This window comes from Starkeya sp. ORNL1 (assembly GCF_012971745.1).
In the GTDB taxonomy this organism is placed as follows: Bacteria; Pseudomonadota; Alphaproteobacteria; order Rhizobiales; family Xanthobacteraceae; genus Ancylobacter.
The window spans coordinates 5,465,441-5,478,756 of sequence record NZ_CP048834.1; the positions used below are offsets into that span (position 1 = coordinate 5,465,441).

12 protein-coding genes are annotated in these 13,316 nt (G+C 63.3%); 5 read left to right on the top strand and 7 right to left on the bottom strand.

The genetic code is table 11. The features are described from left to right. Position 1: 1 nt before the first annotated feature. The 5 genes from G3545_RS25740 to araD all read right to left on the bottom strand — a co-directional run bounded on the left by G3545_RS25740 (position 2) and on the right by araD (position 5,352). Positions 2-922 carry an ABC transporter permease gene (locus tag G3545_RS25740; protein WP_170017023.1) on the bottom strand — a complete coding sequence of 307 codons (921 nt, stop codon included), beginning with the start codon at positions 920-922 and terminating at the stop codon, positions 2-4. Then, positions 919-1,764: an ABC transporter ATP-binding protein gene (locus G3545_RS25745; protein WP_170017025.1), complete on the bottom strand. Its 846-nt coding sequence runs from the start codon at positions 1,762-1,764 to the stop codon at positions 919-921. Before G3545_RS25745 ends, G3545_RS25740 begins: the two co-directional genes overlap by 4 nt. After that, positions 1,761-2,777, bottom strand: coding sequence for an ABC transporter ATP-binding protein (locus G3545_RS25750; RefSeq protein ID WP_170017027.1), 1,017 nt, complete (start codon positions 2,775-2,777; stop codon positions 1,761-1,763). Before G3545_RS25750 ends, G3545_RS25745 begins: the two co-directional genes overlap by 4 nt. Before the next feature lie 70 nt (positions 2,778-2,847). Next, a complete protein-coding gene (locus G3545_RS25755) occupies positions 2,848-3,573 on the bottom strand; it encodes a ribonuclease activity regulator RraA (protein ID WP_170017029.1) in 726 nt (241 codons plus the stop codon). 33 nt (positions 3,574-3,606) lie between these two features. Next, positions 3,607-5,352 carry an L-arabinonate dehydratase gene (gene araD, locus G3545_RS25760; protein ID WP_170017031.1) on the bottom strand — a complete coding sequence of 582 codons (1,746 nt, stop codon included), beginning with the start codon at positions 5,350-5,352 and terminating at the stop codon, positions 3,607-3,609. Positions 5,353-5,486: 134 nt separating this feature from the next. Here araD and G3545_RS25765 point away from each other — a divergent pair, with 134 nt between their 5' ends. Beyond that, positions 5,487-6,233, top strand: coding sequence for a GntR family transcriptional regulator (locus G3545_RS25765; RefSeq protein ID WP_170017033.1), 747 nt, complete (start codon positions 5,487-5,489; stop codon positions 6,231-6,233). A 37-nt stretch (positions 6,234-6,270) separates the two neighbouring features. Here G3545_RS25765 and G3545_RS25770 read toward each other — a convergent pair whose 3' ends face one another. After that, complete coding sequence (locus G3545_RS25770) at positions 6,271-7,194, bottom strand: 2-hydroxyacid dehydrogenase (RefSeq protein ID WP_170017036.1); 924 nt, start codon at positions 7,192-7,194, stop codon at positions 6,271-6,273. Positions 7,195-7,423: 229 nt separating this feature from the next. Here G3545_RS25770 and G3545_RS25775 point away from each other — a divergent pair, with 229 nt between their 5' ends. From G3545_RS25775 to G3545_RS25790, 4 genes are all read left to right on the top strand, one after another. Continuing rightward, the gene (locus G3545_RS25775) at positions 7,424-8,902 is read left to right on the top strand and encodes an ABC transporter substrate-binding protein (protein ID WP_170017038.1); all 1,479 of its coding nucleotides are present in this window, start codon (positions 7,424-7,426) and stop codon (positions 8,900-8,902) included. Between the two features lie 122 nt (positions 8,903-9,024). Further along, positions 9,025-10,107 (top strand): malate/lactate/ureidoglycolate dehydrogenase, encoded by a 1,083-nt coding sequence (locus tag G3545_RS25780; RefSeq protein ID WP_170018281.1) that lies wholly within the window; start codon positions 9,025-9,027, stop codon positions 10,105-10,107. Next, a complete protein-coding gene (locus tag G3545_RS25785; RefSeq protein WP_170017040.1) occupies positions 10,104-11,216 on the top strand; it encodes an enolase C-terminal domain-like protein in 1,113 nt (370 codons plus the stop codon). Before G3545_RS25780 ends, G3545_RS25785 begins: the two co-directional genes overlap by 4 nt. Before the next feature lie 524 nt (positions 11,217-11,740). Then, positions 11,741-12,301 carry a VOC family protein gene (locus tag G3545_RS25790; protein WP_170017042.1) on the top strand — a complete coding sequence of 187 codons (561 nt, stop codon included), beginning with the start codon at positions 11,741-11,743 and terminating at the stop codon, positions 12,299-12,301. Between the two features lie 150 nt (positions 12,302-12,451). On the opposite strand, the gene G3545_RS25795 is transcribed toward G3545_RS25790, so the two are convergent. Continuing rightward, entirely contained in the window at positions 12,452-13,303 is an 852-nt protein-coding gene (locus G3545_RS25795) for an alpha/beta hydrolase (RefSeq protein WP_170017044.1), read from the bottom strand. Positions 13,304-13,316 lie beyond the last annotated feature (13 nt).

Consider the following 13,316-nt stretch of genomic DNA (forward strand, 5'->3'; position numbering starts at 1 on the left):
ATTAGCTCCGCCGCAGGCGCGGGTCGACGATCCGGTAGCCGACATCGACCGCGAAGTTTACCGCTACAACCAGGAACGTCATGACGAAGATGCAGGCTTGCACCACTGCATAGTCGCGATAGCTGATCGCCGTGATGAGTTCTTTCCCGAGACCGGGCCAGCCGAACACGGTCTCAACGATGACCGCGCCGCCAAGCAGGTGGCCGAACTGCACGCCGCCGACAGTCAGTACCGGCAGGAGCGCATTGCGCAGCACATGGTGGCTGATGATGCGTGCCGTCGGGATTCCCTTGGCGCGCAGGATCCTCACCATGTTGGCTTTCAGCACGCCAATCGCCTCGTTTCGCATCAGCTGCATATTTACCGCGATCAGCGGCAGAGCCAGGGTGACCGCCGGCAGCACCATCGAGCTCGGTGATGACCAGCCTGAGCTCGGCAGGATCTGGAGCCAGCGGGCAAAGACGAGGATGAACACCAGCCCCAGCCAGAAATCGGGAATTCCGAGCACCACCAGCGAGGTGTTTGAGGTGGCGCGGTCGAACCAACGGTCGCGCCAGAGTGCAGCCGCGAGGCCGAGGGGCACGGCCACCGCGATGACCAGGGCGAAGGTTACCGCGCCGAGCGTCAGCGTCGCCATCATGCGCTGCGCGACTATTTCGATCGCCGGACGCCCCTGGATGACCGAATTACCGAAATCGAGCGTGAAGGCCTTGCCGAGATAGATCAGCAATTGCTCGTAGATCGGCCGGTCGAGGCCGTATTGGATGCGCGCCGCCGCGATCTGGTCGGGCGTGGCGAGGTCGCCGAGCAGCACCAGCACCGGGTCGCCTGGTGCTATGCGGATCATGACGAATGTTGCGATCACCGCTGCGACCAGCGTCGCCGCCGCGTTGAACAGTCGCGAACCGAGGAAGGTGATCATGACACGGCTCCCGCTTGCGCGGAGGCGAGCCGGCGCCGGGCATTCTCCAGCAGCAGGCCACGATGCTTGAGGCGCGGCGACGCGGCGATCAGGGCGGCGGTGTAGGCCTGCTTCGGTGCGGCGATCAGCTCGCGCGCCGGCCCGACCTCCACGATGCGGCCGCGATACATCACCGCGATCGTATCAGCGACGTGGCCGAGTACGCCGAGATTGTGGGTGACGAAGATGAAGGCCCGGCCTTCGCCCTTCAGCCGGCCGAACAGGTCGAGGATCTGCGCCTGGATCGACACGTCGAGCGCGGAGGTCGGCTCGTCGCAAAGCAGCACCGACGGATCGCAGGCGAGGGCTCGCGCGATTGCGAGCCGCTGCAGCTGGCCCCCGGAGAATTCGGAGGGCCGACGGTCCAGCGCAGAGACGTTCATGCCGACTTGATGCAGCAGGGCTTCGAGCTGGCCGGAGCCGACCTTGGGCGATGGCGCTCGGGCCAGCGCCGCGGTGAGCGTCTGGCGTATGGTCTTGAATGGATTGAGGCTGCCGCCGGGATCCTGAAAGATCATCTGCACCCCGGCGCGGAAGTCGGATCGCCGTACGGCACTCGCGGCGTGGTCGATCGGCTCGCCTCGGTAGTAGATCGTGCCGGTATAGCCGCGGTTGAGACCTACAATGGCGCGAAGCAGGCTGCTCTTGCCGCTGCCGGATTCGCCGACGATGCCGAGTACCCGGCCTGGCTCGACCGATAACGAGACATCGTCCAGCGCCTTGACCACAACGCCGGTGCCCGAGACGAGGCCGCTCGTCGGGTAACCGAAGCTCAAGTGCTCGATAGCCAAGGCTGCGGTCATGTCAGGCGCTCCTGGGCAACTCGCAGCCATTCGAAGCACCGCACCAGAGCCCCGTCATCGAGTGTCTCCAGTTCGGGCGGCTCGGCGACACAGCGCGCGGCCTTGAATGAACAGCGCGGTTGGAAAGCACAGCTGTCGTCCCAGCTCCGTTCCGGTCGCGGCGGATGGCCGGGGATGGCCACCACGGCGCGATCGAGATCATCGAGGTCCGGGATCGAGGCGATCAGCCCCCGCGTGTAGGGATGGCGGCCATTCTCGGTGATCTGCAGCGTCGCCCCGCCTTCCACCAGCTTGCCGGCATACATCACCAAAACCCGATCGGCGCACTGGTACACCACGCCGAAATCATGCGTGATGATGAGCACGGCCATCTGCAGCTGCCGACGCAGATCGTCGATCAGGGCAAGGATATCGGCCTGCACTGTCACATCGAGAGCAGTGGTTGGTTCGTCGGCGATCAGAAGGCGGGGCGACAGCGCTACCGCCATCGCGATCAGCACACGCTGCTTCATGCCTCCGGAGAACTGGTGCGGGTAGTCGCCGATGCGCGAGGCGGCACTGGGGATGCGCACAAGGTCGAGCATGCGGGTCGCTTCACGCAGGGCCGAGCGCCGGTCCATGCCGCGATGGACAACGAACATCTCCGCGATCTGACGGCCGACCGTCATAGTCGGGTCGAGCGCCGAGGAAGGATCCTGCATGACATAGCCGGTGAGCTGGCCGTGGAAGCCCTTCGGCAGGCGCCTCCCGTCGAAGCCGAGCGCGTCGCCCTGGAAGGCCATCGCGGTGCCAGCGACCGCATAGACATCGCGATCGAGCAGGCCAAGGATCGCCTGCGCCGTCAGGCTCTTGCCGCTGCCCGATTCGCCGACCAGCGCGGTCATTGTGCCGGGCTCGAGGTCGAAGCTGACGCCGTGCACCAGCGGCAATGCGCCGGCGCGGACGGAGAGGTCGCGCACCGAAAGGAGCGGCGCCGTCGCCGGGACGACGCTGTTGGTATTGTTCACGGTCACCGGCTGCGCTCCTCCCCCTGGCACGATGGACGCCGGCGATGCTGCTACGCTGGCCGCATCACCATGCCAGTCAACCCTTGTCGCGCTCCGCGCGCCAGGCCGCGTAGTCGGCAAGTCCCGCCTCTTCGAGCGGATATGTGCCGTAGATCGAGGCGCCGGCGCGCAGGCGTTGCAGAATGAACTCCTCCTGCTGCTCATAGGCGAGCGCCTCGCGGGAGATATCGTCTGCGATCTCCTGCGGGATCACCATTACGCCGTCTGGATCGGCGGCGATGAAGTCACCGGGATAGACCGCCGCCCCGCCGCAGGTCACCGGCACGTTCAGCTCGACGAAGCGGTGGGCGAGCGTGCTGTTGGGCGGGCACACGGCCCGGGCGTAGACCGGAAAGCCGCTTTCGGCGATCTCCCATGCATCGCGCACACCACCGTCCGAGACGACGCCGGCGCAGCCACGCACGCGCATGCGCTCGAACAGCATGAGGCCGCCGCTCGCGCCGTTCACGTCGCCGCGGCAGTCGATCACCAGCACCTCGCCGACGCCGCATTCCTCAGTGGCGCGGCGCTGCAGGTTCAGCCTGGGGTCCATCGCCTTGTCGGCGGCGAGCTTGTCCTCGCGCATGGCCACCGAACGCATGGTGAAGGCTCGCCCTACCATCCGCGGCTTGGAACCCGGCAGCGGCGCGACGCCATACATGAAGGCGTGGTTTAGCCCGCGCTTGGTCAGCACGGTCGAGATAGTGGCGGTGCCGCAGCGCTTGAGGCGGTCGTTAATGGACTTGTCGGCTTCGCTCGTCATCGGGCGTCCCTGAAATTCAGCAGGTCTCGTAAGTCAGTAGATCTTGGGCTCCGGCGTCTCGCCGGCCGGGCCGAGGAAATCGAAGTCGCAGCCCTCGTCGGCTGAAGTCACGTGTTTCGCGAACATCGCGCCATAGCCGCGCGAGTAGTAAGGTGGCGGCTCGCGCCAGGCGGCGCGGCGGCGAGAGAGTTCCTCTTCAGCCACAAGCAGGTCGAGCCGCCGCTCGGCCACGTCGATCTCGATGATGTCGCCGTCCTCGACCAGCGCCAGCGGGCCGCCGCGCGCGGCTTCGGGCGATACGTGCAGCACGCAGGCACCGAAGCTGGTTCCGCTCATACGCGCGTCGGAGATTCGCAGCATGTCGCGCACCCCCTTCTGGAGCAGCTTCTTCGGCACGGGGAGGGCGCCCCATTCGGGCATGCCCGGCGCGCCGACTGGTCCCGCGCCCTTGAGCACGATCACATCGTTCTCGGTGATGTCGAGGTCAGGATCGTCGATGCGCCTGGCGAGATCGTCGCGGCTGGAGAAAGTGACCGCCCGGCCCCGGTGCTTCATCAAGGCGGGCGTCGCCGCTGCGGGCTTGATCACCGCGCCGCGCGGAGCGAGCGTGCCTTTGAGCACCACCAGCCCACCCTCGGCCAGGATCGGGTTTTCAAGGGGCCGGATAATGTCCGCGTCGAAGCAGTCCGCGTCGGCGACGTTCTCCGCGAGTGTCCGGCCATTGGCGGTAAGGCTATCGCCGTTCAGCAGACTGAGCATATTGCGGATCAGTGCACGCAGCCCGCCCGCATAATAGAAGTCCTCCATGAGGAATTTGCCGGACGGACGCAGATTGGCCAGAACCGGCGTTCGCCGCGAGATGCGGTCGAAGGTCTCCAGGTCGAGCGGGATCGATAGCCGCCGCGCCATGGCGATCAGATGGATGACCGCATTGGTCGAGCCGCCGAGCGCCATCACCACGCCGACCGCGTTCTCGAAGGAGCTCATGTCGACAAAGCTCTTCGGCCGCATGTCCTCCCACACCATCTCGACGATGCGGCGACCGGAATCCGACGCCATCCGCACATGGTTGGAATCGGGCGCAGGAATCGAGGCCGCACCGGGCAGTGTCATGCCGAGTGCTTCCGCCGCGCTCGTCATGGTCGAGGCCGTACCCATGGTCATGCAGTGGCCTGGCGAGCGGGCGATCGATTCCTCCATGCTCTGCCACTGCGCGTCGGTGATGTTGCCGGCTCGCTTCTCATCCCAGAACTTCCAGTTGTCACTGCCGCTGCCCAGCGTATGGCCGCGCCATCGCGCGTTCAGCATCGGTCCGGCCGGCACGAAGATGCAGGGCAGATTCATGCTGAAGGCACCCATCAGCAGGCCGGGAGTGGTCTTGTCGCAGCCGCCCATCAGCACCGCACCGTCGACCGGGTGCGCCCTGAGCACCTCCTCGGTCTCGATGGCGAGCAGGTTTCGGTAGAGCATGGTCGTCGGCTTCATCATCGGCTCGCTGAGCGAGATAGCCGGAACCTCGATGGGAAACCCGCCTGCCTGCCACACACCGCGCTTCACTTCCTCCACACGCTGCTTGAAATGCGAATGGCACTGGTTGAAGTCGCTCCAGGTATTGACGATGGCGATGACAGGCTTGTTCTCGAAATCGCCCTTGGAGTAGCCGATCTGGAAGGTGCGGGAGCGGTGATTGAAGGTGCGCATGGCTGGCGCATTGTACCAGCGCTGGCTCCGGAGGTCCGAGATAGCGATCTTCTTCAAGGAGCCCTCACTCGCTGGCATGTAACAAATCGAGCGCCAAATTACGGGCGTTGCATGAGTTGTCAATTAATTTGTGCTCAATTTGTTACGGCGCTTGCCCAATTTCAGCGAAATGTGTTAGCAGTTGCGGCATGGAATCGAGGCCGCCTGTGGTCATGACAGACCTTCCCGACATTACCGCTCCGCTGCGTGAGGGGAGCCGCAGCGATGTGGTGTACCGTTCGTTGCTGACCTGGATCGAAGAAGGCCGCGTCCCTTACGAAGGCAAGCTGCCGACCGAAAGCGAGCTCACCCAGCAGTTCCAGGTATCGCGTTCGGTTGTTCGCTCCGCGATTGCCAGGTTGCGCGACAGGGGACTTGTGCGCTCGGTGCAGGGGTCGGGCACGATCGTCATCCACGAAAGCGAAAGCGGCGTGACGAAGCGCAAGGAAGTACTGCAGGGCTCGAGTGTGCGTGACCTGCAGCGCTGCTTCGAGTTTCGTCTGCTGATTGAGAGCGATGCAGCCTATTTCGCGGCGCTGCGCCACGGCCCGGCATCGCTGAAGCGTATCAGCGAATGCGTCTACCCGCCGACGTACGATTTCCCGGCGTTCAGCCAGCAGCCGCTCGAAGCGTTCGACTTCCACCAGGCGGTGGTGGCTGCGGCCGACAATCCGTTTCTTGAAAAGTCGATGCAGATGGTCATCTCGCAGCCGGGCTTCCAAGTCTATCTCAGGCTGTGCAGTGCCACCAAGGCACCGGACCCCGTGGCACACCGCACTCGGATCAATGGCGAGCATCGCGAGATCCTGCGCCTCATCGAACGCCGCCTCGCCGATGATGCGCGCGAGTACATGCGCTATCACATCCAGAGCGCCTACGAGTACATGATCAACCGGATTCCCGTGACGGGTGATATGTGAGCGTCGCGCAGGCGCCCACCGGCAGAGACCATTCGCGTCAGGCGTTCCTGCACAACTTCTCGACCAGTGCATCCACCATGGCGCAAACCATGGCGTCACGTGTTTCTGTCGTCGCGCTGCCGATATGTGGCAGGAGCACGGTCTTCGGGTTGTCGAGCAGGGCAGGGCATGGGTGCGGTTCGTCCTCGAATACATCGAGGCCCGCTCCGGCGATCGCGCCTGTGTGCAATGCCTCCGCCAGCGCCGCCTCATCGACGACCGAGCCGCGCGAGACATTGATCAGAAAGCCCTTGGACCCTAGCGCGCCGAGCACCTGTGCATCCACAATGTGGTAAGTCGCCGACCCGCCGGGACAGCACAAGGCAAGGAAATCGCACCAGGCCGCGAGTTCCGTCACGCTGTCGAAATGCCGGTGTGGCGAGCGAGGCACGATACGGCGCGTGTGATAGCCAATTGCCATGTCAAACGCTGCTGCGCGATCAGCCAGAGCGCTCCCGATCCCACCTAGCCCGACAATGCCGAGCCGCGCCCCGTTGATCGAACGTGCGAGCGGATATTTGCCGGCCGTCCACCCGCCCGAGCGAACGAAGCGGTCGGCACCGAGAAGATCGCGCGCCGTCGTTATGATCAGGCCCATCGCGATATCGGCGACGTCGCCGGCCAGCACATGCGACGTCGTTCTCACTTCGATGCCGCGCATCTTCGCTGCTTCGGCGTCGATGCCGTCCGTGCCGGCGCCGAGGCACGCAATGATCTTCAGTGCCGGGAGGCGTTCCAGCAGGGTTGCGCCGATCGGCGTCTTTCCGTTCGTCGCCAGCCCCTCTATGGCGGCGAGTTGCGCTGGCGCTGCTACTGCCGTAGCGCCGTCCGCAAAGGCGACGAGGTCAAATCTGGCTCGAAGTGCCGCGACTGCACGGTCCGGCAAGGCTCCGACCTGCACAATGGGACCCTTGCTTTGCATATTTGCACCAATTTGTCAGAGTTGTACGGCCTGCATTATCCAAAGTGCGTTTGAGTACCGCAATGGCTCGTTAAGTGCCAACCTTTGCCTTGGTTTGTCTGCCATTAGACAACCATATTACAAATAACAAACAATTTTTAGGGCGCGGCTTGACATTTCTGCGACAAATACGTTTGAGTTCGCTTCTCGCCGCGCGCCGGCGACCAAAAAAGATGCTGGGAGGAACACGATGAGGAGGCTTCTGTTCGCCTTGGTTGCGGCACTGGTCACGACGGCTGCCTCGGCCCAGGTGGTAAAAGTGTCGCCGCCGCGCACGATCATCGACATCGATCCGCATGGGCCAAACGCGCTGCTGCGCGAATCTGTGCTGGTCGCGCGCCAGATCTTCGAGACCCTGGTCAAGTTCGACGGCGACCAGCCTGTCCCGGTTCTGGCAGAGAGCTGGAAGCAGATCGACGATAAGACCTGGGAATTCAAGCTGCGACCTGGCGTGAAATTCCATGACGGCACCGCTTTCGATTCCGCTGACGTCAAAGCCTCGGCCGAGCGCCTGTCGCGCGCAAAGGGGGGCCTCGCCAGCCAGTGGAAGGTGTTGGAAAGCGTCGATACGCCGGACAAGCAGACCGTCGTCTTCCATCTCAAGAATCCGGTTGGTCCATTCCTGCGCATCACCTCGTTCCTGTCGATCGCCCCATCGGAGGTGCTCGCTGCCAAGGGGCCGGACGAATACGGCGCGGGCGTCGTGCTGCCCGGCACCGGTCCGTTCAAGATCAAGAACTTCGCGCCCGGCGACAGTCTGACCCTGGCGACGAACTCGGACTATTGGGGCAAGAAGCCAAAGATTGAAGGCCTGCAGTTCGTCAATATTCCCGAGCAGACCGCGCGCGTGACGGCAATTCTTAACGGCGAGGTCGACATCGCCTGGGCTTTTTCCGACGACGAACTCGCCCAATTGCGTGGTGATAAGGCGGTGAAGGTCGACGTCGTGCCAAGCGCCACCTATGGCTATGCTTGGTTCAACGCGGCCCGCAAGCCGTTCGACGATGCGCGGGTGCGTCGGGCCATGTGGCACGCCATCGACACCACCAAGGTGCTGCGCGATCTCAAGCCCGAGACGGGTACGCCCGCGGGCAACGTCATCCCGGAGACCGTGTTCGGCTTCACGCCTCTCGATCCCTATACCTATGATCCAGCGAAGGCGAAGGCGCTTCTCGCCGAGGCCGGGCTGCCGAAAGGCTTCCAGACCAGCATTCTGTTTGGCCAGAACTTCTTCCCCGGCATCTCCGATTTCGCCCAGACCTTCATTTCCTATTGGGATGCGATCGGCGTGAAGGTGCGGCCGCTCGAACAGGAGCGCGCCATTTTCACCCAGAACTTCCGCGAGATGAACTGGGACATGGTGCTGTCGTCCAACCCGGCGCTGACGTTGGACGCCGACTACACCGTTGGCCGCCTCTATTACTCCGCCAACAAGGAGATGAACTACGCCAATCCGGAGCTCGACAAGCTGCTGCTGGCAGCCAAGGCCGAGAGTGATCAGAACAAGCGCAAGGAACTCTACGCGAAAGCTACCAAGATCATCTGGGAGGACGCGGTCGGAATCTTCTGGGGCGACCTGAAGATCGTCTATGCGGCGCGCTCCAACATATCCGGCCTGCAGTTCTCGCCGATCGAGGCACCTTACCTCGCCTCGATCACCGTGAACTGAGCGCGATCTTTGCGGGGTCGGCGGCGGGCAGGGACATCCTGCCCGAGGCTCGGCATCGCCATCAAGCGTACGGCCACCCGCGGTGCCGGCCGATCCTATCGTACAGGAGCCTTATCGTGGCGATGCAGAACGTCCTCGTCGACGAGACCAAGCTGCACGACTTCGTCGTCGACATCTTCCGTGCCGCCGGCTCGTCCGAGGACGAGGCGGCGCTCATCGCACAACACCTCGTTACCTCCAACCTGCGCGGTCACGACTCGCACGGTGTCGGCTCGATTCCAGTCTATATCCGCAATCTGAAATGCGGTGACCTGCTGGCGAACCAGACACTGACCCGGGTCAGCGAGACCAACAGTTTCCTGATCTGCGACGGTAATGGCGGCTATGGGCAGGTGATGGCCTACGATGCCGTCGCGATCGGCATCACGAAGGCGCGGCAGAGTGGCGTAGCGCTGGTCGGCTTGCGCAACAGCCACCATGTCGGCCGCATCGGTCACTGGGCCGAGCAATGCGCCGAGGCCGGGCTGGTATCGATACATTTCGTCAATGTGGTCAGCGATCCCTCCGTCGCACCCTTTGGTGGCGTCGCCGCGCGGGTCGGCACGAACCCGTTCTCTGTGGGTATTCCGCGCGACGGCAAGCGTCCCGTCATCCTCGATTTCGCGACCAGCAAGCTCGCGGTCGGCAAGGTGAGAGTCGCCATGAACCAGGGCAAGCCCCTGCCGGCCGGCGCACTGCTGACGGCCGCCGGCGAGCCGACCACCGATCCATCGATCTTGTTCGGCCAGCCCAAGGGCATCCTCCTACCCTTTGGCGATCACAAGGGTTGGGGCCTGTCATTTGCCTGCGAGTTGCTCGGTGCCGCGCTGACCGGCGGAAAGACGCAATCCGGGCCGAAGCGGCGCAACGCGACCATCAACTGCATGCTGTCGATCCTCATCTCGCCGGAACGGCTGGGCACGGCAGACACGCTCTCGCCCGAGATCGACACTTTTGTCGGCTGGGTGCGAAGCGGCGATAATGCCGGCGTGCTACTGCCCGGCGACGTCGAAGCCACGACCACGGCCGAGCGTCACGCCAACGGCATACCCATCGATGCGAAGAGTTGGTCCGACATCGTCGCGGCCGCTCGCGAGGTCGGCGCTGAGCCGCCATCGTCCATCCTCGAGCCGGCCATCCAGTCGAAAGCTCGGTCGGCGCCATGAAGATCACCGACCTCACAGTTACTCAGTTCGAGCAGCGCGGCATACGGGCGCTAACCTTCGGCCCGCACAATGCGGCGACCACGGGAACCTCGACGCTCGGGCTCGTGACGATCAGCACCGATGCGGGACTGGAAGGTCACGCCTTCCTCGGTTCGATCACCAAATCGTCGGAACTCGATGCCCTCTCGCTGGTGCAGACGCTGAAGCCGATTCTCGTGGGCCGCGATCCGCTCGATCGTGAAGCGCTGCACCAGGTAATCTGCAAGCGGTTCCGCTCGACGACATGGCGCTGCATCGGGGCGGTCGACGTCGCCCTCTGGGATCTTGCCGGAAAGATCGCCGGACTGCCCATATACAGGATGATCGGCGGCTATCGCACCGCGGTCCCTGCCTATGCCAGTTCGCCTGGCCACAACGAGATCGCCGAGTACGTCGAGGAAGCGCTGGAAACCAAGGCGCGCGGCTATCATGCCTACAAGATCCACCCGCCTCGCACGGGCTGGCAAGGTGATATCGCGGTGTGCGCCGCGGTTCGAAAGGCGGTCGGTAATGACTACCGTCTGATGCTGGATTCAACCTGGATGTACACCTATACCGAGGCAGTGCGCGTCGGTCGAGCCATCGAGGAAATGGGCTTCTATTGGTTCGAGGATCCGCTCGCCGAAGAAGACATCTACAACAGCGCAAAGCTGCGCCAGAAGCTCGACATTCCGATCCTTGCGACCGAGTTCTCGCCTGGGGGGTTTCATGCCTATGCACCGTGGATCACGGCCCACGCGACCGACTATCTGCGCGGCGACGTCGCGGTGAAAGGCGGCATCACCGCCTGCGTGAAGACGGCCCATCTCGCCGAGGCGTTCAGGATGACCTTTGAGATCCACCATGGCGGCAATTCGCTGAACAATGTCGCCAATCTCCACATCATGTGCGGCATTCCGAACTCGGAGTTCTTCGAGGTGATACTTCCGGACGACGTGCAGAAGTACGGGCTGGTCGATGATCTGGTCGTCGATCAGAAGGGCATGGTCCGCGTCCCAGATGAGCCAGGCCTCGGCGTCGAGATCGATTTCGAGCGCATAGGTGCGACGGCCACGGCCATTCTTCGTTAACCGCAGACCGCCAAGAGGCCACGCCAGACCCAATACGGTCTTTCCCGATGTCTGGTTTACGGGCTCGCACCGCGATCGCGTTATGAATGCTAGCCCAGCCGTCAGAACCATAGCCGAGCCCAATGACACTATCGGCCTAGCTGCGGGGCGACGGCGAGCCAATAGCGCCTCGATGTGTCGTGTTGGGCAGCAGGATGCTCCCCCCTGGCGAGGTCGCCGCCATCCTCCCACGGCCGAACATCCGCTCGAAATCTTCTACGCCTGGGCGCCACTTGCGCCATCATCGCCAGACCAGATGTCCAATACATCCGTAACCTGTGCGGGGTGTTAGCGGGCGAGGATGTTCTGCTGTTCGGATTGGAGACTACCGCGCACTTCCGACAGAGACAGGAGGGGCCGTACCAAGTGTCACAATCGCCGACACCAAGGTGTTGGCGACACCTAAGTCCAATCGTGTCGACGTCACTGTGACTTTAGTGTCGCGAAGCGTCATGGACGCTGGAAAACCTCAAAAGGACGCACAGATGAGCCATCTTGCCGCCCAGGGTCCGTCCGTCAGGGCCGTCCCATGCATGACACTTGAGGTCGTCGTCGTCCCGGTGTCGGATGTCGACCGCGCCAAGCGCTTTTATGGCAACCTCGGTTGGAGGCTCGACATCGACTTCACCGATGACGACGACTACCGCGTCATCCAGTTCACGCCGCCCGGTTCGAACTGTTCGATCATATTTGGTGAGAATGTCTCCGCGGCGAAGCCTGGATCCCTGAAGGGACTACACCTGATCGTGGAGGACATCGAGGCTGCGCGAGCAGATCTGCTCGGCCGAGGTGTCGCGATCAGCGATCTCTTCCACGACGCTGGTGGGATCTTCCACCATGTGGAGAAAGGGCGCCTCACCAGTGGGCCCAATCCGCAGCGGAAAAGCTATGCGAGCTATGCCTCGTTCAGCGATCCGGATGACAACGGTTGGATCATTCAGGAAGTGACCACCCGGCTGACCGGGCCGGTGCCCGAAGGTGACACGCCGTTTACGACGCAACTGGCCGACGTCGCCGGTCGACTGCCGTCGTTGGTGTTGGGGTAGGTCGAGCCGGCGCTCGTGAATCCTCCTGGATTGGGCCGCCGCGAAGGCTGGCTGTCCACAGCGTGCTGGCATGGATCGACGCGCCACAGGCATCGTTAATTACCTCATTGCCTATCGGCGTCGGCCAGATGGCCGCGTGCCTTTGGCTCGTCAGAGGAAGCCGCGGACGCGCTCGGCAATCTGATCGGCCGCGGTGTCCAAAGCAAAATGCCCGGCCTCCAATATATGCACCTCGGCATCGGATACATCCCGACGGTAAGCTTCGGCCTCGGAGATGTCGAAGGAGGGGTCGTATTTGCCCCAAAGTACCAGCAGGCGCGGATGATATGTGCGCATCCATTCCTGCCACTTCGGATAGGCTGCGACGTTACTGCGGTAGTCGTAGAACAACTCCGTCTGGATATCCGCCTGGCCGGGCTGGTTGAGGAAAGCGAACTCGTCGATCCACAGATCGGGGTCGTAACGCTCGACATCGGGATCGCTGCCGACATGGCGGCGGCGCGTCGCTTCGAGCGATAGCAGGTTTTTGCGGAGCGACTCCTCGTGAGCCGCACGGTCGGCCCAGAAGGCGCGGCGGGGCCCCCAGAGCGCGCTGAGGCCGCTATCGTGCGCGACGGCATTCTGAATGATCAGCGACCTCAGCCGTTCCGGATGGGCCATCGCCATTCGAAAGCCGACCGGACCGCCATAATCCTGCATGAAAAGGCTGTAGCGGGTAAGGCCAAGCATCTCGGTGAAGCGGATCATGACTTCGGCCAGATGGTCAAAGGTATAGGCAAATTCACCGGGTGCGGGCGCCGCGCTATGACCGAAGCCTGGATAGTCCGGTGCGATGAGGCGAAAGCTTTCCGAGAGGCGGGCAAGCAGAGGTTCGTACATCCGCGACGAGGACGGCAATCCATGTAGCAGCAGAAGCACCTGCGCGTCATGCGGCCCCGCCTCTCGATAGAAGATCGGCAAGCCGTCGATATCGATGGTGCGGTAGCAAACCGGGTTTTTCATGCAACCATGCCTC